At 71.5% G+C, this 25,872-nt stretch carries 21 protein-coding genes and 1 pseudogene; 13 read left to right on the top strand and 9 right to left on the bottom strand.

Annotated features, from left to right (window positions below; all coding sequences use genetic code 11):
* The first annotated feature begins 53 nt into the window (after nucleotides 1-53).
* From ACWEVP_RS25800 to ACWEVP_RS25775, 6 genes are all read left to right on the top strand, one after another.
* Nucleotides 54-2,303 carry a DUF6779 domain-containing protein gene (locus tag ACWEVP_RS25800; protein WP_452065124.1) on the top strand — a complete coding sequence of 750 codons (2,250 nt, stop codon included), beginning with the start codon at nucleotides 54-56 and terminating at the stop codon, nucleotides 2,301-2,303.
* Between the two features lie 263 nt (nucleotides 2,304-2,566).
* On the top strand, nucleotides 2,567-3,670 hold the full coding sequence (locus ACWEVP_RS25795) for a PrsW family intramembrane metalloprotease (RefSeq protein WP_452065269.1): 1,104 nt from the start codon (nucleotides 2,567-2,569) through the stop codon (nucleotides 3,668-3,670).
* 90 nt (nucleotides 3,671-3,760) lie between these two features.
* Nucleotides 3,761-4,720: a Rossmann-like and DUF2520 domain-containing protein gene (locus ACWEVP_RS25790; protein ID WP_452065268.1), complete on the top strand. Its 960-nt coding sequence runs from the start codon at nucleotides 3,761-3,763 to the stop codon at nucleotides 4,718-4,720.
* Complete coding sequence (gene panC, locus ACWEVP_RS25785) at nucleotides 4,717-5,628, top strand: pantoate--beta-alanine ligase (RefSeq protein WP_452065123.1); 912 nt, start codon at nucleotides 4,717-4,719, stop codon at nucleotides 5,626-5,628. Before ACWEVP_RS25790 ends, panC begins: the two co-directional genes overlap by 4 nt.
* Before the next feature lie 9 nt (nucleotides 5,629-5,637).
* Nucleotides 5,638-6,135: an aspartate 1-decarboxylase gene (gene panD / locus ACWEVP_RS25780; RefSeq protein WP_452065122.1), complete on the top strand. Its 498-nt coding sequence runs from the start codon at nucleotides 5,638-5,640 to the stop codon at nucleotides 6,133-6,135.
* Between the two features lie 5 nt (nucleotides 6,136-6,140).
* Nucleotides 6,141-6,920: a type III pantothenate kinase gene (locus ACWEVP_RS25775; protein ID WP_452065121.1), complete on the top strand. Its 780-nt coding sequence runs from the start codon at nucleotides 6,141-6,143 to the stop codon at nucleotides 6,918-6,920.
* Here ACWEVP_RS25775 and ACWEVP_RS25770 read toward each other — a convergent pair.
* Nucleotides 6,917-7,483, bottom strand: a complete 567-nt coding sequence (locus ACWEVP_RS25770) for a TetR/AcrR family transcriptional regulator (protein WP_452065120.1) — start codon at nucleotides 7,481-7,483, stop codon at nucleotides 6,917-6,919. The two genes, ACWEVP_RS25775 and ACWEVP_RS25770, sit on opposite strands and share 4 nt — an antisense overlap.
* 38 nt (nucleotides 7,484-7,521) lie before the next feature.
* Between ACWEVP_RS25770 and ACWEVP_RS25765 the strand changes: the two genes are divergently transcribed.
* On the top strand, nucleotides 7,522-8,373 hold the full coding sequence (locus ACWEVP_RS25765; protein WP_452065119.1) for an SDR family oxidoreductase: 852 nt from the start codon (nucleotides 7,522-7,524) through the stop codon (nucleotides 8,371-8,373).
* Between the two features lie 149 nt (nucleotides 8,374-8,522).
* On the opposite strand, the gene ACWEVP_RS25760 is transcribed toward ACWEVP_RS25765, so the two are convergent.
* Nucleotides 8,523-9,275, bottom strand: a complete 753-nt coding sequence (locus ACWEVP_RS25760; RefSeq protein ID WP_452065118.1) for a class I SAM-dependent methyltransferase — start codon at nucleotides 9,273-9,275, stop codon at nucleotides 8,523-8,525.
* Between the two features lie 76 nt (nucleotides 9,276-9,351).
* Between ACWEVP_RS25760 and lysS the strand changes: the two genes are divergently transcribed.
* Nucleotides 9,352-10,863 (top strand): lysine--tRNA ligase, encoded by a 1,512-nt coding sequence (gene lysS / locus ACWEVP_RS25755; RefSeq protein WP_452065117.1) that lies wholly within the window; start codon nucleotides 9,352-9,354, stop codon nucleotides 10,861-10,863.
* A 133-nt stretch (nucleotides 10,864-10,996) separates the two neighbouring features.
* The gene (locus ACWEVP_RS25750; RefSeq protein WP_086674451.1) at nucleotides 10,997-11,347 is read left to right on the top strand and encodes a histone-like nucleoid-structuring protein Lsr2; all 351 of its coding nucleotides are present in this window, start codon (nucleotides 10,997-10,999) and stop codon (nucleotides 11,345-11,347) included.
* A 106-nt stretch (nucleotides 11,348-11,453) separates the two neighbouring features.
* Here ACWEVP_RS25750 and ACWEVP_RS25745 read toward each other — a convergent pair whose 3' ends face one another.
* Nucleotides 11,454-12,287 (bottom strand): AraC family transcriptional regulator, encoded by an 834-nt coding sequence (locus ACWEVP_RS25745; RefSeq protein WP_452065116.1) that lies wholly within the window; start codon nucleotides 12,285-12,287, stop codon nucleotides 11,454-11,456.
* A gap of 63 nt (nucleotides 12,288-12,350) precedes the next feature.
* Here ACWEVP_RS25745 and ACWEVP_RS25740 point away from each other — a divergent pair, with 63 nt between their 5' ends.
* The gene (locus ACWEVP_RS25740) at nucleotides 12,351-12,917 is read left to right on the top strand and encodes a TIGR03086 family metal-binding protein (protein ID WP_452065115.1); all 567 of its coding nucleotides are present in this window, start codon (nucleotides 12,351-12,353) and stop codon (nucleotides 12,915-12,917) included.
* Between the two features lie 327 nt (nucleotides 12,918-13,244).
* On the opposite strand, the gene ACWEVP_RS25735 is transcribed toward ACWEVP_RS25740, so the two are convergent.
* On the bottom strand, nucleotides 13,245-14,069 hold the full coding sequence (locus ACWEVP_RS25735; protein WP_452065267.1) for a (2Fe-2S)-binding protein: 825 nt from the start codon (nucleotides 14,067-14,069) through the stop codon (nucleotides 13,245-13,247).
* A gap of 371 nt (nucleotides 14,070-14,440) precedes the next feature.
* On the opposite strand from ACWEVP_RS25735, the gene ACWEVP_RS25730 reads away from it, so the two are divergent.
* Together ACWEVP_RS25730 and ACWEVP_RS25725 are read left to right on the top strand one after the other, a co-directional pair.
* Complete coding sequence (locus ACWEVP_RS25730) at nucleotides 14,441-16,996, top strand: ATP-dependent Clp protease ATP-binding subunit (protein ID WP_452065114.1); 2,556 nt, start codon at nucleotides 14,441-14,443, stop codon at nucleotides 16,994-16,996.
* Between the two features lie 106 nt (nucleotides 16,997-17,102).
* Nucleotides 17,103-18,353, top strand: a pseudogene (locus ACWEVP_RS25725) (Hsp70 family protein); the annotation flags it as partial.
* Between the two features lie 17 nt (nucleotides 18,354-18,370).
* Here the strand turns inward: ACWEVP_RS25725 and ACWEVP_RS25720 are convergent.
* The 5 genes from ACWEVP_RS25720 to ACWEVP_RS25700 form a co-directional block, all read right to left on the bottom strand.
* On the bottom strand, nucleotides 18,371-18,829 hold the full coding sequence (locus ACWEVP_RS25720; RefSeq protein ID WP_452065113.1) for a YbaB/EbfC family nucleoid-associated protein: 459 nt from the start codon (nucleotides 18,827-18,829) through the stop codon (nucleotides 18,371-18,373).
* Complete coding sequence (locus tag ACWEVP_RS25715) at nucleotides 18,822-19,883, bottom strand: hypothetical protein (RefSeq protein WP_452065112.1); 1,062 nt, start codon at nucleotides 19,881-19,883, stop codon at nucleotides 18,822-18,824. The genes ACWEVP_RS25720 and ACWEVP_RS25715 overlap by 8 nt, the downstream gene beginning before the upstream one ends.
* 7 nt (nucleotides 19,884-19,890) lie before the next feature.
* On the bottom strand, nucleotides 19,891-20,271 hold the full coding sequence (locus ACWEVP_RS25710; RefSeq protein ID WP_452065111.1) for a hypothetical protein: 381 nt from the start codon (nucleotides 20,269-20,271) through the stop codon (nucleotides 19,891-19,893).
* Nucleotides 20,272-20,370: 99 nt separating this feature from the next.
* The gene (gene pcp / locus ACWEVP_RS25705) at nucleotides 20,371-21,009 is read right to left on the bottom strand and encodes a pyroglutamyl-peptidase I (RefSeq protein ID WP_452065110.1); all 639 of its coding nucleotides are present in this window, start codon (nucleotides 21,007-21,009) and stop codon (nucleotides 20,371-20,373) included.
* 66 nt (nucleotides 21,010-21,075) lie between these two features.
* Nucleotides 21,076-22,509, bottom strand: a complete 1,434-nt coding sequence (locus tag ACWEVP_RS25700) for a M1 family metallopeptidase (RefSeq protein ID WP_452065109.1) — start codon at nucleotides 22,507-22,509, stop codon at nucleotides 21,076-21,078.
* A gap of 147 nt (nucleotides 22,510-22,656) precedes the next feature.
* Between ACWEVP_RS25700 and ACWEVP_RS25695 the strand changes: the two genes are divergently transcribed.
* A complete protein-coding gene (locus ACWEVP_RS25695) occupies nucleotides 22,657-25,824 on the top strand; it encodes a BTAD domain-containing putative transcriptional regulator (RefSeq protein ID WP_452065108.1) in 3,168 nt (1,055 codons plus the stop codon).
* The last annotated feature ends 48 nt before the right edge of the window (nucleotides 25,825-25,872 follow it).

The raw sequence follows: 25,872 nt of genomic DNA, 5'->3' as shown, positions 1-25,872 counted from the left end.
CTCGCGGGACCGAGTAGGTCTCGTTCGGATTACGAGCAGGTACGGTGTCAGGCATGACCGGCGTGGGTGACGACTCGCGCGGCCGCCTACTGGGCAGGCCGTGGCTCGTCGTCGGCTTTGTCCTCGCCATCGGAGCCACCCTCGCACTGGTGCTCAGCGATGATCTCCGCTATCTCCGGCTGGGGATCGTCGCCGCCCTCTGGGCTGCCCTGATCGGCGCTTTCCTCGCCGTGAAGTACCGCAAGCACGCGGCACAGAGCGAGGACGCGGTCGCCGAGGCGCAGGCTGTGTACGAACTGGAGCTGGAACGCGAGATCGCGGCCCGGCGCGAATTCGAGCTGGAGGTGGAGGCCGAGAACCGCAGCGCGGCCGACTCCAAGGGCCGCGAGGAGCTGGAGGCGCTGCGCGCCGAGGTCTCCGCGCTGCGCGACAGCCTCCAGTCGCTGTTCGGCGGCGAGGTGCTGCTCGAACGCGTCGCGCTGACCGCGCAGGCGACCCGGATGCGCAAGCTCTCCGACGAGAACCGCATGGTCACCGACGGCGCGCCGAAGAAGCGGCCCGCCCAGCTGATGGCCGGGAAGAAGCCCGCCGAGGCCGGCGAGCGGCCGACCGAGCTGATCGACCGCGTGCTCGACGAGCGGCGCCGCAAGGCGTCGAACGGCAAGCCCGCGAACGGCAAGGGCCTCGGCAAGGGCAAGGGCTTCGGCGGCAAGCCGGTCCCGAAGGCCCCGGCGAACGTCTCCGTGCAGAGCACCCAGCAGATTTCGCGGCCGAAGCCGTTGAGCGAACGCCGTCCGCCGGTGCCGGCCGTCGACCCGGCGCTGAACGCCGCGCAGCGCGAGCTAAAGGCCGCCGAGCTGCGCGCCGAGGCGGCCCGCCGCCAGGCCGAGTCGCAGCCGATGCGGCTGCCGAAGCCGGAGGAGGTCGCCGGCCAGCCCGAGCGCCGTCCCGAGGCCGCCGCCGAGCCGACGCGCCAGGTGCCGCGGCCCGAGCCGAAGACCGAGATCCGCCGCGCTCCGGAGCCGAAGACGGAGATCCGCCGTCCCGAGCCGCCGCCCGCACGCCGGGCGGAGCTGTCACGGCCGGCGATGCGGCCCGCCGAGGTGTCGCGCCCGGACCTGCCGCGCGTCGAGGCGCCGCGGCCGGCCGAGGTCTCGCGGTCGGACATCCCGCGGGTCGAGCGGTCGATGCCCGCGATCCCGCGGGTGGAGCGGTCGATGACCGACATCCCCCGGGTGGAGCGGTCGATGCCGGCCATTCCGCGGGTGGAGATGTCTCGCCCGGACATCCCGCGCGTGGAGCGGTCGATGCCCGCGATCCCGCCGGTGGAGCGGTCGATGCCGGCCATCCCGCGAGTCGAGATGTCCCGTCCGGACATCCCGCGCGTGGAGATGTCGCGGCCGGACCTGCCCCGCGTCGGGAACGGTGCGCGCCCCAAGCCGCCCGAGCCGCCGCGGCCGGCGCCCGCCCGGCCCGCTCCGCCGGTGAAGCCGTCGGAGATGTCCCGGTCGGACATCCGGCCGGTGACCGACCTGAGCGCCGCCTTCCAGAACCGCGACGACTTCGCCGAGCGCCAGCGGCCGAACCGGCCGAAGCCGCCGGAGCCGAAGACGCCGCCGATGCCGAGGGACGCCACGGCGTCGCGTCGCGACCTCCCGGTCGTCCCGCCGACGACTCCGGTGCCGAACAACCCGCCGGCCGCGCGGCAGCCGTCGCGCACGAACCTGCCGCCGGTGGTGCCGCCGACCACGCCGGTCCCGGCCGCCGACGGCCGCCGTCCGTCGCGGCTGGAGCAGTTCTCGCGGGCGGACATGTCGCCGATCCTCGACGAGCCGGCCTCGCGCCACGGAGGCTCGCACCGCGCGCCCGCCGAGGCCGCGCAGGCCGACGCGCCGATGGCGAACCCGACGCTGCCGGAGTCGGTCCGCAACTACCAGGGCCGCTCGGGCGGCCGCCGCCGCAAGCCGGACGACTCGCAGCAAATGCCCGCCGTGCCCGCCGCGCCGGAGCCGACAGGCGGTGGCCGCCGCCGTCGCCCGGACGGCGAGCCGCCGGCGTGGGAAGGCATGGTCGCCGAGCGGGCGTCGATGTCGCGCCGCAACATGGCCCCGGTCGACCCGGCGGACATGGAGCAGAACGGCCACAACGGCGCGAGCAACGGCCACGCCCGCAACGGCCGCCGGTCGGCCGAGGCGCCCCCGGGCAGCGGTTCGCACACGGCGGGCCGCTCGGTGAGCGAGCTGCTGGCCGCGAACGGCGGAACGGGCTCAACGCCCCGCCGCCGTCGCCGCGCGGAGGACTGACGCACCAAGCGCCCCAAGGCGGCCTTGGTCTCTCCTCCCATGCCCACCGCCGCCCTCAACGCACCGAAGGCCGCCTTGGGTGCGTCTGACGCAACCAAGGCCACCTTGGGGCGCGCCCGACGCGCCCGGCCGGCTGAACCCGCGCCGTGTGTGCCAGGTGGCGTTTCCGTTCCTGTCCGGTCTGCGTAGGGTGACCGGCTGTGAGCGGAACCCTCTCGCCCGCGACGGGACTCGACCGGGGACGGCGGCCTCGCCGGATCACCGTGCTGCTGCCGGTGCTCGGGCTGATCGTGGTCGCCCTCTGCGGCCTGTTCCTCTTCGGCCTCGCCACCGCGCGGGTCGGGCCCCTCGCCGTCACGATCGGTGTCCTCGCCGCGCTCGTGCCGGTCGCCGGCGTCGTCGCCGGGTTCCTCTGGGTCGACCGCTGGGAGCCCGAACCGGCGAAGTTCCTGCTCCTCGCCTTCGCCTGGGGCGCCTGCATCGCGACCATCACCGCGCTGCTCATCAACACCACCGCCGAAGCCGTCGGTGACGAACTGCTCGGCAAGGGCAGCGGCAACACCATCGCCGCGCTCATCTCCGCGCCCGTCGTCGAAGAGGCCGCCAAGGCCCTCTTCGTGGTGCTCCTCGTGTGGCGCCGCCGCGAAGAGTTCGACGGTGTCGTGGACGGCGTCGTCTACGCCGGGTTCAGCGCCGCCGGGTTCGCGTTCACCGAGAACATCTACTACTTCGGCCGCGCGTTCGCCGACTACGGCTTCGGCGACGGGCACAGCCAGGGCGTCATCACGGCCTTCTTCCTCCGCGGCGTCCTCGCGCCCTTCACGCACCCGCTGTTCGCCGTCCTCACCGGCATCGGGATCGGCATCGCCGCGCGCACGACCACCAAGGCGCTGAAGGTCCTCGCCCCCATCGCCGGCTACCTGGCCGCCGTCTGCCTGCACGCGCTGTGGAACAGCGCCGCGCTGCTCGGCGGCTCGAAGTTCCTCACCGTCTACTTCCTGATCATGCTGCCGCTGTTCCTCGGCGTCGTCTACCTGGTCGTTCTGCAACGACGGCGGGAGCAGCGCATCATCGCCGCCGCCCTGCCGCACATGGCCGCGCAGCGGTGGATTGCGCCGTCCGAGGTCGACCTGCTGGCCAGCCTGCCCGGGCGACGGGCCTGGCGGCGGCAGGCGAAACGGCAGTCCGGCAAGCGCGCCGCGAAGGCCGTCGCCGTCTACCAGGCCAGCGTGACCGAGCTCGCGTTCCTGGACCGGCACAAGCTCACGAGCGACGACGACCGGCAGCGCCAGCAGGAGCTGCTGCGCACGTTGAAGGCCGCCCGGGCGGAGGCGACGCGCCTCGCCGACGAGGCCGCCCGAGGGTGACCCGGTCCGGGTGAAGCTTGTCACCCGGACTGAACCCTGCACGCTTAATCGAGTTAGTCTCGCGCCGTTCGTCCGGTACCCGGAAAGGGACTGGAACGAGAGCAGAGGGAGTCTGCCAACCATGAGCGTCCACAGGCGCACGCCATGATGAGGCCCGCTCGCCTGGCGGTCGGCGTCGTCTCCGCCGGCCGGGTGGGCAGTGTGCTCGGTGCCGCGCTGGCCCGGGCGGGACACACCGTGGTCGCCGCGTCGGGGCTGTCCGCCGCGTCGCTGGCCCGTGCCGAACGCCTCCTCCCCGACGTGCCCCTGCTGCCGCCCGACGAAACCGTCCGCCGGGCGGACCTGGTGCTGCTCGCCCTCCCCGACGACGCGCTGGCCGGCATGGTCCGCGGGCTCGTCGCGACCGAGTCGCTGCGGCCCGGCCAGATCGTCGTGCACACCTCCGGCGCGCAGGGCATCGACGTGCTCGCCCCCGCGGCCGAGGCCGGGGCGCTGGCGCTCGCGCTGCACCCGGTGATGACGTTCACCGGCCGCGAAGAGGACCTCGAGCGGCTGGCGGCGTGCAGCATCGGCGTCACGGCGGCGGCCGACGACGAAGCGGCCTGGAACGTCGGCGAGGCGCTCGCGGTCGAGATGGGTGCCGAGCCGGTGCGCATCCCCGACTCCGCGCGAGCGCTCTACCACGCTGCGTTGACCCACGGCGCGAACCACCTGATGACGCTGGTCGCCGACTGCGCGGAAGTCTTGCGGGAAGCGGGAATCGGGCATTCCGAGCGCCTGGTGGCACCACTGCTTTCGGCGGCGTTGGATAATGTGCTGCGACACGGCGACCGCGCCCTCACCGGGCCGGTCGCGCGTGGCGATCTCGGCACCGTCCGCAAGCACCTCGCGGTGCTGGCGGACCGGGCGCCGGAGGTGGAGCCGGCCTATCGCGCGCTGGCCAGGCGCACGGTGGCGCGTTCGTCGGCTGCCGGGCTGCTGGACACCGCGGCCGCCAAAGACCTCACCGAACTCCTCGACGATCCCGCCGAAGGGCACCAAGACCAGTGACCACACCGAAATTCAGCCGCGGCACGTTGAACACGTTCGCGTCGCCGGAGCAGATGAGCCAGGTCAGCCGGGCCCTGCACGGCGTCGGCCGCAAGCTGGCGCTCGTGCCGACCATGGGTGCGCTGCACGCCGGCCACCGCGAGCTGATCCGCCGCGCGAAGCGGCTGCCGAACAACGTCGTGGCCACCTCGATCTTCGTCAACCCGCTGCAGTTCGGCGCGGGCGAAGACTTCGAGGCCTATCCGCGCCCGCTGGAGGCCGACCTGGCCGTGCTGAGCGAGGACGGCGTCGAGATCGCGTTCACGCCGAGCGCGGACGCCCTCTACGGCGAGGGCGCGGTCGTGACCGTGCACCCGGGCCCGCTCGGCGACGAGCTCGAGGGCGCCGCGCGGCCCGGTCACTTCGCCGGCGTGCTGACGGTGGTGGCGAAGCTGTTCAACCTGCTTCGCCCCGACTACGCCCTCTTCGGCGAGAAGGACTACCAGCAGCTGGTCCTGATCAAGCGGATGGTGCGCGACCTGAACATCGACACGCACGTCATCGGCGTGCCGACCGTGCGGGAGCGCGACGGGCTGGCGCTGTCGTCGCGCAACGTCTACCTGACGCCTGAACAGCGCGAAGACGCCGTCGTCCTGTCGGCCGCCCTCACCGCGGGGGCGTTCGTCGGGCGCGACGGTGCGGAGGCGGTCCTCGAGGCCGCGTGGAAGACCCTCGCCGCGCGGCCCGCGGTCGAGGTGGATTACCTGGAGTTGAGGGGAACCGACCTCGGGCCCGCGCCCGTCGATGGTGAAGCACGACTGTTGATCGCGGCCCGGGTGGGGAGTACCCGGCTGATCGACAACGTTCCGGTGTTGCTCGGCGCGTCGGTAGACCATCCGGTGCAGCCGGAGCGGGACGCAGGGGAATAGGAGTCCACTATGTACCGCACCATGCTCAAGTCGAAGATCCACCGCGTCACCGTGACCCAGGCCGACCTGCACTACGTCGGCTCCGTCACGGTCGACGAGGACCTGATGGAGGCCGCGGACCTGCTGCCGGGGGAACAGGTGTCCATTGTGGACGTCACCAACGGGGCGCGGCTGGAGACCTACGTCATCAAGGGCGAGCGCGGAAGCGGCGTGCTCGGCATCAACGGCGCCGCGGCGCACCTGGTGCACCCGGGCGACCTGGTCATCCTCATCTCCTACGGGCAGATGGACGACGCCGAAGCCGCGACGTACGAACCCCGCGTGGTGTTCGTCGACGCCGACAACCGGATCCTCCACCGGCACGCCGACCCGGGCTACGCCCCGGAGGGGTCGGGGCTGCTGTCGGGCACGGTGACGCTGCCGCCGGAAGAGGAGACGGCGGTGTTCCCGGTCGCCGAGACGGCCGACGCCCGCCGCCTCGACGCCTTGCTGCACGCGGAAAGCTGACCCGCTTGCTGCTCACCGTCGACGTCGGCAACACGAACATCGTCCTGGGGCTCTGGTCCGGCCACTCGCTGGCCGGCGACTGGCGCATGCGGACGGACGCGCGCATCACGGCCGACGAGCTGGCGTTGACGGTGCGCGGCCTGCTGGGCCCGCACGCGGATTCGGTGACGGGCATCAGTGCTTTGTCGACGGTGCCGGCGGTGCTGCGCGAACTGCGGGTGATGCTTTCGCGGTACTACGCCGACGTTCCGAAGATCGTGGTCGAGCCGGGCGTCCGCACGGGAGTGGCGCTGCTGGTGGACAACCCGAAGGAGGTGGGCGCGGACCGGCTGGCGAACACGCTGGCCGCGCACCACCTCCACAGCGGCACGGCGTGCGTGGTGGTCGACTTCGGCACGTCGACCAACGTGGACGCGATCTCGGCGCGCGGCGAGTTCCTCGGCGGCGCGTTCGCCCCGGGGATCGAGATCTCGGTGGACGCGCTCGCGTTGCGCGCGGCGGCGCTGCGGAAGGTCGAGCTCGTCCCGCCGCGGTCGGTGATCGGGAAGAACACCGTGGAGTGCCTGCAGTCGGGGATCCTGTACGGGTTCGCCGGGCAGGTGGACGGGCTGGTGCGGCGGATCGTCCGCGAGCTGTCGCCGAGCGGGACGGAACCGGTCGCGGTGCTGGCGACCGGCGGCCTGGCGCCGCTGGTGATCAGCGAGTCGGAGACGATCACCGACCACGTCCCGGACCTGACGCTGCTGGGGCTCCGGCTGGTCTACGAGCGCAACATCCGGGCTTAGCGCGTGATCGCGCCGACGAGCGTGCGCACGAGTTCTTCGCCGTCGACGCCCCACTTCTCCTCGGCCAGGTGGCCGGTGAGTTCGAGCCCGGCGATCCCGTGCGCGCTCGACATGAGCAGGGCGCCGTAGCGGCGGGCGTCGGCTTCCCCGACCACATCGGCGACGGCGTCGAGGTACTGGTTCTCCACTCGGCTCGCGGCGGCGACGGCGTCCGGGGCGTCGGCCGGGGTGCTGAACATCAGCGCGTAGCGGTGCGGTTGCCGCCGGCCGAGCTCGATGAGCTTCAGCAGCGCTCGTTCGAGCGTCTCGCCCGGGGTGGCGTCCCGCTCGGCGCGCAGGTGTTCGACGTCGTCGGCCAGGGAGTTCCAGGCGTCGACGGCGAGCTGGGTCAGCAGGTGCGCCTTGTCCTCGAAGTGCCCGTACGGCGCGCCGCGCGAGACGCCGGCCCGGGCGCCCACTGCGCGGAGCGTCACGGCATCAGGACCGCCCTCGTCGAGGAGCTCCGCCGCGGCGCGCACGAGGGCGGTCCGGGTCGCTGCCGCGCTTTCCGCTCGGGTCGCCATGGTTGACATTGTCACATGAGTTCTGGACAGTGGTTCGTATGACAGCGTCACATGAATTGATGGTCGTCACCGGCGCTTCGACGGGACTGGGCTTGGCGACCGCCCGCGCGCTCGCCGTTCGCGGCTACCACGTCCTGGCGGGTGTCCGCCGTGAAGCCGACGCCGCCGCCATCCGGGCCGAGGGAATTTCGCCGGTGATCCTGGACATCACGCGGCCTTCGGACGTCGCTTCACTTGCTTCGCGAGTGTCCGCTTCGGAGCTTCCCTTGCGCGCTCTGATCAACAACGCGGGCATTTCGGTCAACGCGCCGGTCGAGACCTTGCCGCTCGACGAGTGGCGGCGGCTGTTCGACGTGAACCTGTTCGGGCAGGTCGCCGTGACGCAGGCGCTGTTGCCGTTCCTGCATTCCAGCGGCGGGCGCGTCGTGAACATCAGCTCGGTGGGCGGGAAGGTCGCGATGGCGACGTACGGGCCGTATGCGGGCACGAAGTTCGCGCTCGAGGCGGTCAGCGACGCGCTCCGCCGGGAACTCGCCCCGCACGGGGTGGACGTGGTCGTGGTCGAGCCGGGCGCGGTGCGGACCGAGATGGGCTCGCGGGGTGCGGCCACGGCGACCGGCCTCGCTTCGGAGATGAGCGCGGAGCAGCAGCGGCGGTACGGCGGGCTCGTCGAGGCGGTGGTCGTGCATTCGTTGCGGTTCACCGGGGCGGGCATGCCCGCGGAGAAGGCCGGGCGCATCGTGGCCGACGCGGCTACGGCGCGCCGTCCGCGAACGCGCTACTCGATCGGGCGGGACGCGGCGTTGTTGACGCGGTTGGTGCGCGTGCTGCCGGACCGGGTCCTCGACCGGATCACCGCGGCGACGCTGCGGCCGTACTTCCCGCGGTGAGTTCGGCCAATCGGCGTCGTTCGAGGATGTCGCCGACGGCCACCACCGCCAGCGCGGCTCCGGCGTCGGGCCCGGCGCGGTCGAGGCCGGGTGATGCGGGCAATTCCCGGCCCTCGGGGCGGGTCAATCCAGCCGTGACAAAAAATGTCTCACCGGCGCCGGGCGCGCAGTCCCCACGTGATCAACGGCAGGTCGAACTCGCCCCTCGCCGTCGCCGGATTCGACGTCAGGAACTCGCGCAGCCTCGCCAGTAGCGCCGACGACTCCTCCGGTGCCGACACGATCACCAACGAATACGTCGCGATCGTTTCCAGCAGGCTCTCCGCCGTGCGCCGTTGCACATGGCGAAACAGGTCGCTTTCGAACGGTGCGAACTCCGGGTGGGTGACGTCCCGCAAATCGTCCGTGGCCACCGGGCGGCGGGCGCCCTCGCGGCCCAGTTCGGTGAACTTCGCCACCCACGGCACCGATTCGTCTTCGTAGTTCCACATCGGCACCAGCACGCCGCCGGGGCGCAGCACGCGCGCGATCTCCGTCATCGCCGCCGGCACGTCGAACCAATGGAACGCCTGGCCGACGAAAACCGCGTCGACGTCCGCGTCGGGCAACGGGATCCGTTCCGCGCGGCCCGCCAGCGACGTCGCCGACGGCACCACTCGCCCCAGTTCGGCGCGCATTTCCGGGTCGGGTTCGACCGCGGTGACGTCGAGTCCCAGTTCGGTCAGGCCGAGGGTGAGCTTGCCCGTTCCGGCGCCCAGGTCGAGTGCGCGCCGGGGTGTCTCGCGAGCGCCCGAAAGGCCCCATTCGATCGCTTCCCGCGGGTAGCCGGGCCGGTGCTCGGCGTACGCGGCGGCCCGGCTGCCGAACGAAGCGGCCCGGCGGGCGCGGGCGGGATCACTCACGAGCTCAGGTTAATGGACGGAAAGGAAAGGTAATCCGGTTGGCGTAGCGCGCAGCCGGGTTCGTACCCTATGGGCCATGACCGAAAACCCCGCTTCCACCAGCGTGCCCGCCGAAGACGAACTGCCCGAGCAGATGCGGGTGCGCCGGGAGAAGCGCGACCGGATCCTCGCCGAGGGTATCGATCCCTACCCGGTCGAGGTACCCCGGACGCACTCGCTCGCCGAGGTGCGGGCTGCGCACGAGGGGCTGCCCGTCGACACCGCCACCGGCGAGACCGTCGGTGTCACCGGCCGGGTCATGTTCCTGCGCAACACCGGCAAGCTGTGCTTCGCGAGCCTCCGCGAGGGCGACGGCACCGAGCTGCAGGCCATGATCAGCCTGGCGAAGGTCGGCGAGGACGCGCTGGCGGCGTGGAAGTCCGACGTCGACCTCGGCGACCACGTCTTCGTGCAGGGTGAGGTCATCACTTCCAAGCGCGGCGAGCTGTCCGTGATGGCCGACTCGTGGCGCATCACGTCGAAGGCGCTGCGCCCGCTGCCCAACGCCTTCAAGGACCTGGCCGAGGAGACGCGGATCCGCCAGCGCTACGTCGACCTCATCATGCGCCCGCGCGCGCGGGACGTCGTGCGCACGCGCGCCGGCGTGGTCCGGTCGCTGCGGGAGTCGTTCCACCGCCGCGGGTTCACCGAGGTCGAGACGCCGATGCTGCAGACGCTGCACGGCGGCGCCGCGGCCCGCCCGTTCGTCACGCACTCGAACGCGTTCGACATGGAGCTGTTCCTGCGGATCGCGCCGGAGCTCTACCTCAAGCGCTGCGTCGTCGGCGGCATCGAAAAGGTCTTCGAGATCAACCGCAACTTCCGGAACGAGGGCAGCGACTCTTCGCACTCGCCGGAGTTCGCGATGCTCGAGTACTACGAGGCGTACGCCACGTACGACACCAATGCGGTGATGACGCGGGAGCTGATCCAGGAGGCGGCGCAGACGGTGCTGGACACCCAGGTCGTCACCCTGCCCGACGGTTCGGAGTACGACCTCTCCGGCGAATGGACCACCCTCGGAATGTACGAGTCGTTGTCCGATTCCCTCGGCGAAGAGGTGACGCCGGAGACGCCGGCCGCCAAACTGCACGGATTCGCGCAGGCCAGGGGCCTGGAAGTGGATCCGAAGCTCGGGCACGGGAAGCTCGTCGAGGAACTGTGGGAACACCTCGTCGGAGATCACCTGCACGCCCCGACGTTTGTGCGTGATTTTCCGCTGGAGACGTCGCCATTGACGAGGCAGCACCGCTCGCGGCCGGGCGTCGCCGAGAAGTGGGACCTCTACGTGCGCGGATTCGAACTCGCCACCGGATACTCCGAGCTGGTCGATCCGGTCGTCGAACGGGAACGGCTCACCGAACAGTCCCGGCTGGCCGCGCAGGGCGATAGCGAAGCCATGCGGCTCGACGAGGATTTCCTCCGTGCCCTGGAGTACGGAATGCCGCCCAGCGGCGGTGTCGGAATGGGGATCGACCGGCTCCTGATGGCGCTGACCGGTCTCGGTATCCGGGAGACGATCCTCTTCCCGCTCGTGCGACCCGAATAACCCGGCCGTGTCGGTTATCCATATGAGATTTGCGCTGCCCTCCAGAAGCGGGTACTAATGTTCTAGACAAAGTCTTCTGTCCGGGGCTCGCCCCGTAACCAGATCATTGCGCAAGTCCCCGCAGGAGGAATCGATGGCACAGAAGGTGCTCGTCTCGCTGGTCGACGACCTGGACGGCAGCGAGGCGGAAGAGACCGTCGAGTTCGGATTGGACGGCGTCAGCTACCAGATCGACCTCTCTTCGGAAAACGCCGAGGAGCTGCGGGACGCGCTCGCCCAGTACGTCGAGCACGCCCGTCGTGCGGGTGGGCGCAAGCGCGCTTCGGTGCGTCCGGTCGCGGGCAAGGGCCCGTCCCGCCCGGCCGCCGTCGACCGCGAGCAGAACCAGGCCATTCGGGCTTGGGCGCGCAAGAACGGTTACGCGGTTTCGGACCGGGGCCGGATCCCGTCCGAGGTCGTCGACGCCTACCACAAGAAGAACTGAGGTCCCTTCCGCCGGCCCGGGTGTACGCAGGTCACCGGGCCGGCCGGAATCTCCTCGAAGCGGGATGCGGCCGAAGCCGCCGGGCGAATTCGCCCGGCGGCTTTCTTCATGTCCGGTCGTCCTCCGGCGCCCGTTCGCGGTCCGCCCGCGCCGCACGGGCGTACTCCGCGGGAGGCAGGCCCGTCACCGCGCGGAAATCGCGGATGAAGTGCGACTGGTCGCTATAGCCCAGCCGAACCGCCAGTCCGGCGTAATCCGGCTCACCTTCGGTGGTGATCCGCTGCGCGGCGTCGTTGAGGCGGTATATCCGGATCGCCCACTTGGGGGTGCACCCGACGTGTTCGGCGAACAACCGCTGTACGGACCGGGTGGTTAGTCCAGTATCCGCGCACAGTTGCGCCACCCGGGTAATTCCCGGGTCCCGCGCGATTGATTCCACGGCCTCGGCGGCCCGTCGCGCGGCGGGCGAGAGCTCGACGGGATTTGCGATCAGCAAGTTGTCGATCGCGCGGACCATTTGCGCGTCGTCCGCCGCGTTCTGCACCGATTCCGCGGCTTCGATCGCCTTACGGCCGAAAACGTCCACGAGCGGGACAGCGCGGTCGGCGATGTCACTCACCGGGCCACCGAGGAACGCGCGGAAGCACCCGGGCCGGAAACGCACGCCCAAGCCTTGGACGCGGCCTTCGAGGCGGTGGGAAAAGACGTCGTGCGCCGGGCCGTGGACGCCGGACGCGCCGGGGAAGAACGTGACGTGCACCGCGAGGTTCGGCAGTACGCGCTGGTCGTGGGCCGGTTTGCCGCGCAGGTCCCAGTGCAGCACCCAGTGGTATTCGACGAATTCCGCCAGTTCGGGCGCCGGTGCGTACCGGGTCAGCGTGAACATCGTGCGCGCGGTGGCCTCGGCCACGATGCCGCGCGGGATCCGGTGCTCGCTCACGGGCCAACGGTAGCTGTCGCGTTCCTTCAAGACGGCCCGGCCGTTCCCGGCTGGGATCGGGGGATGAACGCCTCGCTCATCCGGCCCGCCGCGGCCGAGTTCCTCCGGGTCGCCCACGCGGCGGACGACCTGTCCGCCCCGACGCCGTGCGCGGGCTACGACGTCCGCGGGCTGCTCAACCACCTCTTGTACTGGGGGCCGTTGCTGCTCGCCGCCGGGCGCCGCGAGGACCCGCCGGTGCCGGCTTCCGCGGAGGCTTCGGCGGGGCTGGTGACCGGGGACTGGCTCGCGGCGCTGGAGAAGCAGACGGAGACGCTGGTGGACGTCTTCGAGAGCCCGGCGGCGTGGGAAGGCACGACGGCCCTGGGCTCCTCGCCGCTTCCGGCGCCGGTGGTCGGTGCCATGGTGCTGGGGGAGTTCGTCCTGCACGGCTGGGACCTGGCCCGGGCGGGCGGCCAGGAACTGCGGTGCGCGCCCGAGGCGGCTTCGGCGGTGTACGAGTCCGCGGTGGCCATGGGCGACCAGGCGCGGTCGATGGGGGTGTACGGGCCGGCGGTGGAGGTGGCTTCGGCCTCGCCGCTGGAGCGAGCGCTGGGGGCTTCGGGGCGGGATCCGGCCTGGACGCGGTGACCCGGGTGCCCCGACGGGGTTGTTCAGTTCGGCATCCGCCGCGGGAACACGGGCGCAGACCGCGTATCGGCAGGCGGTGCTGGTCTTGCGCTGGGTTCGCCTCGCCATCGCCTGCCGCTACCTGCGCGAAGCCCATCACCGCCCCCGCCACCGGCGACATCCACGTGATCCTCGACGGCACGCGGTGACTGTTGTCCACAGGGGCGCCCGGATGTGGACAGCTTCGGCGCTCGGGATGGCGATCGGCCGGTTTTGCCGGGGGGCGCCGATAGACTGGGACGGGGACGCCCCCCAGGGATGGGCGGGGCTGTCTGTGGGGGCCTGGGGCTACCGGGCGCAGGTGCGCGGGCAGCCGTCGCACTCCGACTCGGCCGGTAGCAAGTACGAAAAGCAGCAGCTCTCGCGGCGCCGGGACCACTCGCGGTGGCCCTCCGGGCCCTCGGTCAGGCGCAGCGTCGACGCCGACGTCAGCGGTGGGTACCGCGCGTCCAGGACCAACGCCGCGTCGGCGACGCCCGCGCCCTCCGCCTCCGGTGTTCCGCCCTGGCGGCCCGCCCACCACAGTGAGTTCTCCAGTGCGTCGGTCGCCGCGGCCCAGAGCATGCGGCGGCCGAGCCCGGCCGCCGGGGCGTACGCCCGGACGAACTCGGCCGCGTGGGCCAGGTAGCGGGCTCGCAGGACCGCCGCCAGCGCCCGCTCGTCGCGGACCACCGTCGCCTCCGGGCGGGCCGAGCCCGGGTCCGTCGGCAGGCAGTGGAACGCGTCACCCAGCAGCGCCATGCCGTCCGGGTGGGGGCGGTCGTCCGCCAGCCGGAACGCCAGCTCCGCCGGCTTCAGCGACGGCACCCGCCGCTCGTGGTGCAGCAGCAGCGCCCCCACGTACGCCGGGACGTGCAGGTACCACGTCATCACCCAGCTCGCCGTCGTGCGAGGCGGTGCCGAGGAGTGCTCGCGCAGCAGCCAGTCGCCGAGGAGCGCGCGCCACTCGTCGAAGTACGCGGGCGTCTCCAGCAGCTCCGAGCAGCGGATCCAGCCCGCCGGGACGTCCCGGCGCAGCTCGGTGCGTTCCTGCAGGCCGGAGACCCGCAGGAGCGACGACGCGAGGCCGTCTCCGACCTCGCGTGCGTCACGGAAGGACCGCTGCTGGCTCAGGTCGCGGCCCTCCTCGGCAGCCGGAACGGATTAGGCGTGCCTAACCTTACAGGGTCCACCGTACTGCGCCAATCGGGTGGCGCTCGAAACCGGCACTTCCAGCTTGCGGACTGTTCGCGGTGAGCGGACACCGCGCGAACGGCGGAATCCGGGTGGCCCCCCGCACGTTGGGGTTGACGTAAAGGTGCAGGGCAACCTGAAGATGGAAGCACCCGGAAGACCCCACGTCCGGGTGCGGAAAAGGCCACGAAGAGCCCCAGTGGTACGCCAGCGCGACCACTTGGCTACTAGAGTGGTCTCACGGTGCTGAATCCATCGCGGTGAAAGCACGATGGAAACGGGCCGCCGGCGCAGCAGTCGAGGGAGTGCACATGTTTGAGAGGTTCACCGACCGCGCGAGGCGGGTGGTCGTCCTGGCTCAAGAAGAGGCCAGGATGCTCAACCACAACTACATCGGCACCGAGCACATCCTCCTGGGTCTGATCCACGAGGGTGAGGGTGTCGCCGCCAAGGCGCTGGAGTCGCTGGGTATCGCGCTTGAGGGCGTCCGCCAGCAGGTCGAGGAGATCATCGGCCAGGGCCAGCAGGCCCCGAGCGGGCACATCCCCTTCACGCCGCGGGCCAAGAAGGTGCTGGAGCTGTCGCTGCGCGAAGCGCTGCAGCTCGGCCACAACTACATCGGCACCGAGCACATCCTGCTGGGCCTGATCCGCGAGGGCGAGGGCGTCGCCGCGCAGGTCCTGGTCAAGCTGGGTGCGGACCTCAACCGGGTCCGCCAGCAGGTGCTGCAGCTGCTCTCGGGCTACCAGGGCAAGGAGTCGACCGAGACCGGCTCCGGCGGCCGTGGCGAGGGCACCCCGTCCTCGTCGCTGGTGCTCGACCAGTTCGGCCGCAACATGACCGTGCTGGCCCGCGAGGGCAAGCTCGACCCGGTCATCGGGCGCGGCAAGGAGATCGAGCGGGTCATGCAGGTGCTGTCCCGCCGGACCAAGAACAACCCGGTGCTCATCGGCGAGCCCGGCGTCGGCAAGACCGCCGTCGTCGAGGGCCTCGCGCAGAGCATCGTCAAGGGCGAGGTGCCCGAGACGCTCAAGGACAAGCAGCTCTACACGCTGGACCTGGGCTCCCTGGTCGCCGGCTCCCGCTACCGCGGTGACTTCGAAGAGCGCCTGAAGAAGGTGCTCAAGGAGATCAAGACCCGCGGCGACATCATCCTGTTCATCGACGAGCTGCACACGCTGGTCGGGGCGGGTGCCGCCGAGGGCGCGATCGACGCGGCTTCGATCCTGAAGCCGATGCTCGCCCGCGGTGAGCTGCAGACGATCGGCGCGACCACGCTCGAGGAGTACCGCAAGTACATCGAGAAGGACGCCGCCCTCGAGCGCCGGTTCCAGCCGATCCAGGTCGGCGAGCCCTCGCTGGAGCACACGATCGAGATCCTCAAGGGCCTGCGCGACCGGTACGAGGCGCACCACCGCGTCTCGATCACCGACTCGGCGCTGGTCGCCGCCGCGACCCTGGCGGACCGGTACATCAACGACCGGTTCCTCCCGGACAAGGCGATCGACCTGATCGACGAGGCCGGCGCCCGGATGCGCATCCGCCGCATGACCGCGCCGCCGGACCTGCGCGAGTTCGACGAGAAGATCGCGAACGTCCGCCGCGACAAGGAGTCCGCGATCGACGCGCAGGACTTCGAGCGGGCCGCCCGCCTGCGTGACGAGGAGAAGACCCTCCTCGGCCAGAAGGGCGAGCGGGAGAAGCAGTGGAAGGACGGCGACCTCGACGTCGTCGCCGAGGTCGACGACGAGCAGATCGCGGAGGTGCTGGCCAACTGGACCGGCATCCCGGTGTTCAAGCTGACCGAGGAGGAGACCACCCGGCTGCTGCGCATGGAGGAAGAGCTCCACAAGCGCATCATCGGCCAGGAGGACGCGGTCAAGGCCGTCTCGCAGGCGATCCGCCGTACGCGTGCCGGTCTGAAGGACCCGAAGCGCCCGTCGGGCTCGTTCATCTTCGCCGGCCCGTCCGGTGTCGGTAAGACCGAGCTGTCCAAGGCGCTGGCCTCGTTCCTGTTCGGCGAGGACGACGCGCTCATCCAGATCGACATGGGTGAGTTCCACGACCGCTACACCGCTTCGCGGCTCTTCGGTGCCCCTCCGGGCTACGTGGGCTACGAAGAGGGCGGCCAGCTGACGGAGAAGGTGCGTCGCAAGCCGTTCTCGGTGGTCCTGTTCGACGAGATCGAGAAGGCCCACCAGGAGATCTACAACACGCTCCTGCAGGTGCTGGAGGACGGCCGCCTGACCGACGGTCAGGGCCGCACGGTCGACTTCAAGAACACGGTCCTCATCTTCACGTCCAACCTGGGCACGTCGGACATCTCGAAGTCCGTCTCGCTCGGGTTCGCCGGGTCCAACGACACCGGCACCCGGTACGAGAAGATGAAGCAGAAGGTCAACGAGGAAATGAAGAAGCATTTCCGCCCGGAGTTCCTGAACCGGATCGATGACATCATCGTGTTCCACCAGCTGACGCAGGAACAGATCATCATGATGGTCGACCTGATGATCGGCCGCGTCGAGACGCAGCTCAAGGCCAAGGACATGGAGCTGGAGCTGACGGCGAAGGCCAAGTCGCTGCTGGCCAAGCGCGGCTTCGACCCCGTGCTCGGTGCCCGGCCGCTGCGCCGCACGATCCAGCGCGAGATCGAGGACCAGCTGTCGGAGAAGATCCTCTTCGGCGAGGTCGAGCCCGGCCAGATCATCCTGGTCGACGTCGAGGGCTGGAGCGGCAACCCCGAGGACAAGGACGACCAGGCCCGGTTCACCTTCCGTGGTGAGCGCAAGCCGTCGTCGGTCCCGGACGCGCCGCCGGTCAGCATCGGCGCGGGCCACGAGGAGCAGGGCGAAGCCGAAGGCGAGTGATCGGCTGAAGCAGTTCGTCAGGAGGGCGGTTCCCCGGCAGGGGAGCCGCCCTTCGGCGTTCGGGGCGCATGAGACGATGCCCGCGGACCTTGGGAGGGGAATCCGCGTGGACGTGCTGTCGATCGACTTCGGGACCTCCAGCACCGTCGGGGTCCTCTCCGCCTTCGGGCGTGGCCCGCGGGCCCTCGAGGTCGACGGGTCCGTCACGATGTCCTCCGCCGTCTTCGTCAACGACGACGGCCTCCTGGTCGTCGGCCAGGACGCCGAACGGCGGGCGCGGCTCGACCCCAGCCGCTTCGAACCCAACCCCAAGCGCCGCATCGACGAGGGCACCCTCGATCTCGGTGGCACGGAAGTCCACGTCACCGATGCCTTCGCCGCCGTCCTGCGGCGGATCGGCGAGGAGGCCGAACGGCAGCTCGGCCGCCCGGCCGGGCAGACGCGGATCTCGCACCCCGCCGGCTGGGGCGCCACCCGGCAGGACGCCGTTCGCACCGCCGCCGCCAAAGCCGGGCTCGGCGACGTCCGGCTGATCCCGGAACCGGTCGCCGCCGCCGCGCACTACGCCAGCATCGGCCACCGGCTCGCCGGGCCCATCGGCGTCTACGACCTCGGCGCCGGCACCTTCGACTGCGCCGTCGTCGGCGTGTCGCAGCAGGGCTTCGCCGTGCTCGCCGAGGACGGCCTGCCCGACCTCGGCAGCCTCGACATCGACCAGGCGCTGCTCGTCCACATCGGACGCTCGGTCTCGCACGCCGATCCCGAGCAGTGGCAACGGCTCCTCCGCCCGCAGTCCACCGCGGACCGCCGCACCCGGCGCGCGCTGCTGCAGGACGTCCGGGACGCCAAGGAAAGCCTTTCCCGCCACACGCAGACCCACGTGCCGATGCCCGAGCCGTTCGGGGACGTCCTGGTCAGCCGCGACGAGCTCGAAGCGCTGGTGCGGCCCAGCCTGCTCCGCAGCGCCGAACTGCTCGGCGCGACGATCCGCCGCGCCGGGCTGAGCCCCGCGCAGCTCGCCGGGGTCTACCTCGTCGGCGGCCCGAGCCGGATGCCGCTGCTGGCCACGCTGCTCGCGCGCCAGCTCGGCGTCACGCCGACCACGCAGGACCAGCCCGAGACGGCCGTCGCCTTCGGGCTGCACCACGTTCCGCTGGGCAGCACCTCCGACCTCACCGTGCCCGCCTTCGCGCCGGTCCGCCCGCCCGTGGCGCCGCCGCGGCCCCAGCCGTGGCAGCAACCGCAAGCGGTCCGGTACCCGCCGGCGCCGGCGAAGCGCCGGGGTATCAATCCGTGGCTCGTCGCGCTGGTGGTGCTCTCCGCCGTCACCGTCGTCGTCACCGTTGTCGTGCTCGTCAGCCAGGGCTGATCAACTCACCAGGCCTTGTCGAGCCGCATGCCCTTGCCGTACCAGTCGTCGTCCCCGACCGGCCCGGCCGGTGGCGCGGTGGGCGGGGCGTCCGAAGACCGGTCCTTCAGCACGACGTCGTCCTGCGACGGCGAAGCAGCAGCAGCGGGAACAGGAGCCGGAGCCGGGGGCGGCGCCGGCTCGAACTGCGCCCGCCAGCGCAGCCGGTCCATCAGGTAGCCGCCGGTGCCGACCTGCGCCAGCAGTTGCGCGGTCCGCTTCGCCGACTCCCGCTGCGCGTCGACGTACGTCCGCAGCACGACGTCCGCGATCTCGGCCGGCGCCATCCCCGACACGGCGTCGGTGAACTGCAACTGCGTCAGCACGCCGTCGGTGTTGACGGCCAGCGAAACGGCGCCGTCGGCGGAAGTCGCGGTCGCCGACAGCGCGGACAGCTCGGCGAGCAGGCCCTCGCGGTCAACCATCCAGCCTCCCGGCGTGCGTGGCGCCGCTCGACACCTGCCCGTCGGGCGCGATGTCGACGTTCGCGTCGCGCACGTTCTTCTCGGTCTGTCGCGAAGTGTGGTCGGTTTCGAAGTTCGACGGGTCGAAGCTCGACCCCGGGCTGACGTCCGGCGCGTCGGGGATCTTCGGCAGGTCGACGGCTTCGTCGCCGATGCGGTCCGCGAGCGTCTGGGCCGCTTCGCCGGCCGCGTCGCGGATCTTGCCCGCGCTGTCCATGAAGCTGCTGTACAGGTCCATGGCGTTGTCGCCCTTGATCTCGGCCTGGTTGGCCACCATCGCGGTGATCGCGCCACCCGCGGCGTTGCCGGCGACCAGCGCGCCGTTGGCCGCCGTGAAGATCGACGCGCCCGCGGCGGCGCCCGCTCCGCCGGTGGCCACGGCGAGCAGCCCGGTGACCGCGCCCGCGAACGTCGCCGCGAGCACCTTCGACCCCGCCGACGCGCGCTTGCGGTCCTGTTCCTTCTTGTAGTCCTCGGCCGTCTGCTTGAACGTGGTGCCGAGGCTGTTCAGGTCCTCCCGGGCCGACGCGATGGCCTCGCGCGCCGCGACCAGGTCGCTTTCCAGCACCGTGATCTTGGTTTCGACCTGGGTGAAGGTGTCGGCGAGATCGTTGAGGTAGGCCTTGACGGCGTTCGCCGCCGAGCCGCGCCACACCTCGAGGAACTGCCGGGCGTCGTCGAGCTTCGGCTTCGAGTCGCGCTGCAGCTCCTTCCAGACGGCGTCGTGGCCCATGATCAGGTGCTGCAGGCCGCTGGCCGACTCGTGGTCGATGTCGGCGTCGGAGAACTCGCGGTAGACCCCGGCGATCTCGTCCTGCATCTTCCGGACGTTCTCGTTGGAGTTGTCGAAGCCGAACAGCAGGAAGTCGGTCGTCCGCAGCACGTCGATGGCGTCCAGCGCGGCGTTCGCGCCGTCCAGCAGGTCCGCGGAGACCCCTTCGAGGAGCTCCGCGCGGCGGTCGTCGCCGCTGGACATCGGTTCGGCGTCGAGGCCGGTGTCGAAGTAGCCGTCCATCGTTCCCTCAGTTCGCTTCCAGGCCCGCGGCCGCGCGGTTGACGCGTTGCTTCGAGTCCTCGTCGGCCTTTTCGTACAGCTCCGCGACCCGCATCAGCGCGTGGCTGGTGTCCGCGGTGGTCTGGTGCAGCTGCGCGACCAGCTTCTGGATCTTCGCCAGGTGGTCGTCGTAGGCCTTGGCGACCGCCGGCATCCCGAGCGACCGGCCGAAGGCGTTCCGCACGGGCAGCATTCCGGTGATGCCGCCGAAGAAGCCGCCGCCGTCCGGGGAAACCGGCACGTCGGTCCCGCGCAGGCCGTTCGACGCGGCTTCCGCGGCGTCGGCGGCGCCGGCCACAGCGCGGGCGGAGTCGCGCAGATCCTGCAGGTCGGTCTCGAACCCGATCATCGTCACCTCTTCTTCCGGGCAGGCGTCCGGACATGTAAACACCGTTCGGTCGCCCGACAGGGGGATTCGGAGGTGGTGTGCGTCAGATCACGAGGATGATCAATGTTCCGCGCCCGCGGTGACCGCGATGTCCTCCGCCGTCGTCAACGCCGTGTCCGCCAACGCTTCCAGCGCGTCGGCGATCCGGTCCACCCCCAGCGACGGCGCGGCCGTGCCGGAGGCCGCGACCTGCTCCGGGCTGAACGGGACGTGCACGAACCCGCCGCGCACCCCCGGGAACTCCGCCAGCAGGTGCATCAGCCCGTAGAAGACCTGGTTGCACACGTACGTCCCCGCGGTGTGGGACACCGAAGCCGGCACGCCCGCCGCGCGGATCGCCGCCACGCACGCCTTCACCGGGAGCGTCGTGAAGTACGCCGCCGGGCCGTCCGGGACCACCGGGACGTCCACCGGCTGCTCGCCCGCGTTGTCCGGGATGCGGGCGTCGACCAGGTTGATCGCGACGCGCTCCGGGGTCACCTCGAGCCGGCCGCCCGCCTGGCCGACGCACACCACCAGCGACGGCCGGTGCTCTTCGACGGCAGCGCGCAGCGCGGGCAGTGAAGCGGTGAACTCGCACGGCAGCTCGACGGCCGCGATGTCGTCCCGGCGCGCGCCGAGCAGCGAAACCGCTTGCCAGGACGGGTTCACCCGCTCGCCGCCGAACGGCGCGAACCCCGTCATCAGCACCTTGGCCATCGAACCTCCCCGCAACGCCGTGAAGGCCACCCTACGACCGCAGGGTGGCCTTCACGAACCACGGGATCAAGCGGCGGGCTTCAGCCCACCCGGGAAGAGGTACTGGTCGGCGGGCTTGCCGGCGCCGTACACCCACGCGTCGAAGAACCCCTGCAGGTTCTTGTGCGCGACGAGCTCGGTGTACCGCTGGAACTCCTGCATGCTCGCGTTCCCGTCGCGGTGCAGCGCCGGCCAGGTCTTCAGCACCCGGTCGAAGGCCGCCTGCCCGACGTAGTTGCGCAGCGCGTGCAGCATCATCGGGCCCTTCGAGTACACGTACGTGAACTCCTTGCCGGCGCCCATGTCGTACAGCTTGCCGTTCCAGAACGTCGCCGACGCCTTCTTGACGTCGTCGGCGTACTGCTTGTTCAGGTCGACGCCTTCCTTGGCCTCGTCCCACAGCCACGTGGCGTAGGAGGCGAAGCACTCGTTGAGGCAGACGTCCCGCCAGTGCGACACGGCCACCGAGTCGCCGTACCACTGGTGGGCGTTCTCGTGGACGATCGTCGGGACCGTGCCGGCCCAGCCCGCGGAGTAGATCGGCCGGCTCATCGTCTCCAGCGAGAAACCGATCTGCTCGTTGAGGAAGATGCCGCCCGCCGCGTCGATCGGGTACTTGCCGAACTTCGACTCGAGGAAGTCGAGGATCTCCGGCAGCCGCGCTTCGGCCTGCTTCGTCGAGTCGGGGACGCCGGGGGCGTACGCGCTGACGATCGGCGTCCCGTCCTTGCGCTTCTGCCGGTCGAAGGTCCACTTGTCGATCGCGACCGTCGTCATGTACGGCACGATCGGCGTTTCCTCGGCCCAGACGTGCGTGGTGCCGGCCGGCGTCTTGATCGACGGCTTCTCGCGGCCGTTCGCGATCACGCCCCACTCGTCGGGCACGGTGATCGCGAGGTGGAACGTGGCCTTGTCGAGCGGGGTGTCGTTGACCGGGTACCAGGTGGTCGCCGACTTCGGCTCGCCGGCGACGAACGCGCCGCCCGCCTGGGCGTACTGCCAGCCGTTGTTGCCGAGCGCCGGGTCGCTGATCGGCGCCGGGACACCGTGGTAGGCGATCTTGACCTGGAAGTTCTGGCCTCGCCGCAGGGCGCGCGCCGGCGTGATGACGAGCTCGTGGTCGCCGGTGCGGGCGAACGTCGCGCTCCGGCCGTCGACCTTCACCGAGTCGACGGTCAGGCCGTGCAGGTCCAGGTTGAACGAGCTGAGCGACTGGGTCGCCCGCGCGGCGATGTCCTGGTTCCCGGTGAGCTGGTGCGACGCGGGGTCGTAGCCGACCTTGAGGTTGTAGTCGGCGACGTCGTAGCCGCCGTTGCCGTCCTGCGGGTAGTAGCTGTCCCCGGCGCCGTCGCTGCCTGGCCGCGCCGGGCCCCAGCCGTCGCCCGCCGCGGCGACGCCGGTGCCGAGGCAGAGGCTGGCGACCACGGCGGCCGCGACCACGGCCGGTTTCTGTCCCCTCATGAACGCTCCTGTCCGTATCGGATGGACCTCGCCCGCAACGTATCGCCGCGAGTGCATGCCTCCGCGTGATTTGCCTTTTTTGTCGGGATAATCAGCACTTACGTCGGCCCGCCCCGCGATGGGGGTGTCGTCTGGAAAGCTGGACGCATGCGCGTTGCGCTGCTGGGCCCGCTGAGAGCGGTGAACGACGACGGCACGCCGATCGACATCGGTGGCGCCCGCCTCCGCATGCTCCTGGCCCGGCTCGCGCTGGACGCCGGGCGCGCGGTCCCGGCCGACGCGCTCGTCGATGGCCTCTGGGGCGGCGAACCGCCCGCCGACGCGGCCAACGCCCTGCAGTCCCTGGTCTCGCGGCTGCGGAAAGCGCTGCCCGTGGCGGTCGAATCCGGGCCGGGCGGCTACCGGCTGGCGATCGGGCGCGAAGACGTCGACGCCGAGCGCTTCGAACGGCTCGCCGCCGACGGCCGCCGCGAGCTGGCCGCGGGCCGGGACGCCCACGCGGCCGAGCTGCTCGCCGACGCCCTCGCGCTCTGGCAGGGCGGTGCGCTCGCCGACGTCCTCGACGCGCCGTTCGCGGCGGCTCCCGCCCGCCGGCTCACCGACCTGCGGGCCGAAGCGGCCGAAGACCGCTTCGACGCCCTGATCCGGCTGGGCGAGCACGCCGGCGTCCTCGCCGACCTGACCGCCGCGGCCGACGCCGACCCGCTGCGCGAGCGGCTGGCCGGGCTGCGGATCCGGGCGCTCTGCGCGGCCGGCCGGCAGTCGGAGGCGCTGGGCGTCTACTCGGAAATCCGCCGCACCCTGGCCGACCAGCTCGGCGTCGACCCGTCGGCCGAGCTGCAGGAAATCCACCTGGCCGCGCTGCGCGGCGAGTTCGCGCCGCGGTCGCCGGTGACCGACCGGCTGCCGACCCGGCTCACCACGTTCGTCGGCCGCGACGACGAGCTCAAGCTGCTGGCCGAGCTGCTCGGCGGCGCCCGGCTGGTCACCCTGACCGGGCCCGGCGGGGCGGGCAAGACGCGGCTGGCCACCGAAACGGCGTCGCGGCACCCGGCGCACCAGCAAGGCCGGGTCTGGTTCGCCGCACTGGCGGGCGTGCGCGACCCCGACGACCTCGGCGGCGCACTGCTCGGCGCGCTGGAGGTCCGGGACATCCGCAGCACCGACACCGAGATCCGCCGCCCGCTCGACCCCGTCGAGCAGGCCCTCGAAGTGCTCGGCGGCGCCGAAGCGCTGCTGGTGCTGGACAACTGCGAGCACGTCGTCGACGCCGCCGCCCGGCTGGCCGACGAACTGCTGCAGCGGGCGCCGCGGCTGCGGATCCTGGCCACCAGCCGCGAGCCCCTCGCGATCACCGGGGAAGCGCTCTGCCCGCTCGGCCCGTTGCCGGTGCCCGCCGAGCGCGCCGCGCCCGCGGAGGCGGCCGAGCTCGACTCGGCCCGGCTGTTCCTCGACCGCGCGGCCGCCGTCCGCCCCGACTTCGTCCTCGACGAGTCCACTGTGGACCACGTGGGCGAGATCTGCCGCCGGCTCGACGGGATGCCGCTCGCGCTGGAGCTGGCCGCGGCGCGGTTGCGGTCGATGACCGTGGCGCAGATCGCCGGGCGGCTCGGCGACCGGTTCCGGCTGCTGACCTCGGGCAGCCGCACGGCGCTGCCGCGGCAGCGGACCCTGCGCGCGGTTGTCGAGTGGAGCTGGGACCTGCTGACCGAGGCCGAGCTGGTGCTGGCCCGGCGGCTCGCGGTGTTCGCCGGCGGCGCCGAGCTGGAACCGATCGAAGCCGTCTGCGCGGACGAGCTGCTGCCCGCCGCCGACGTCCCCTACGTCCTCGGCAGCCTGGTCGAGAAGTCCATTGTGGACACGGTCGATGGCGGCCGCGGCGAGCCGCGGTACCGGATGCTGGAGACGCTGCGCGCGTACGCCACCGAGCGGCTGGTCGAGTCGGGCGAGCACGACCGGACGCGCCGGGCCATGGCGTCGTACTACGCCGGCCTCGCGCGGGATCTGGAGCCCACCCTGCGCACCGGCGAGCAGCTGAAGGCGATCGATGCGTTCGAGGCCGAGAGCGACAACATGGTCGCGGCCCTGCGCGGCGCGATCGAGATGTCCGATGTGGACAACGCGGTCGCGTTGCTGGACGGGATGTTCTGGTACTTCACCATCCTCGGCCAGGGCGGCCGGGTCGGCGGGCTGCTGCGTGAGACGCTCGAGTTCGGCGACCGGCTGCCGCCCGCGGCGGCGGCCGCCTACGGCGCGCTGATCTACCTCATGGACGCGATCCCGGTGCGTTCGGACCAGGCCGAGATCCTGCGGCTGGTCGACGAGTGCGTGCGGACGGACGCCGTCGACCGCTACCCCGGCCTCGCGGTGGCGCTGCCGATGCTGGCGTTCCTCGGCGGTGACCGCGAGGTCGCCGTGCGCGAAGTGCGCCGGGCCGCGCAGCACCCCGATCCGTGGACCCGGGCGGGCGGCCACTGGGTGGAGAGCTTCCTGCTCGACGACGCGGGTGACGTGGCGGGCGCGGACCGGGCGCGCGACCTGGCCCACGCCGGGTTCGCCGAGGTCGGCGACCGCTGGGGCATCGCGATGACGTTGAGCTTCAAGGGGTACGCGCTGTCGCAGGACGGCAAGAGCGCGGAGGCCATCGAGATCTACCAGCAGGGCCTGGCGCTCTCGATGGAGCTGCGCTCGCACGAGGACGCCGTCCAGCACTGGTGGCGGCTGGCCGTCGAGCGGGCGCGGACCGGGGACTTCGAGGGTGCGTGGCGCGACCAGGAGGCGGCCGAGCGCTACGGCGAAGGCATCACGAACCCGCAGCAGCGGGCGATCCTGATGTTCGGGCGGCTGGAGCTGCTGCTGCGCACCGGCGAGCTGGGCGAAGCGCGGAGGCTGCTCGACCGCGTCGCCGCGTTCGGCGGCGACGACTGGTTCCCCGGCGGGATCGGCGACGAGTTCATCCACGCGTTCGAAGCCCGGATCCTGCTGGCCGAAGGCCGTGCGGACGAGGCCGAATCCCATGTGGCCGTGGCGATGCGAGCGACGAACCGCCGCGGCGACATGCCGGACCTGGCCGGCTCGGTGGAACTGCTGGCGATGGTCCGCGCGGCGCAGGGCCGTCCGGAGGAGGCGGCGCGGGTGCTCGCGGCCTCCGCCGTCGTCCGCGGCCGGCTCGACCTCGGCAGCCCCGAGGTGCGGGCGCTGATCGAGGACCTGCGCGCGGCCCTGCCGGACTACGGCGAGCGTTACGAAGAAGCCCGCGCGATGTCCAAAAAGGACACAATCGCCCGGCTCCTCGACGAAATCGGTCGTGAGTGAGGAACAGTGCTCCAGCGCTGTTCCTCACTCACGACCTCCCCTGGCGCG

This window comes from Amycolatopsis sp. NPDC003865 (genome assembly GCF_053605345.1).
The sequence above is the reverse complement of the archived record's forward strand: the minus strand, read 5'-3'. Positions and strand labels throughout refer to the sequence as shown.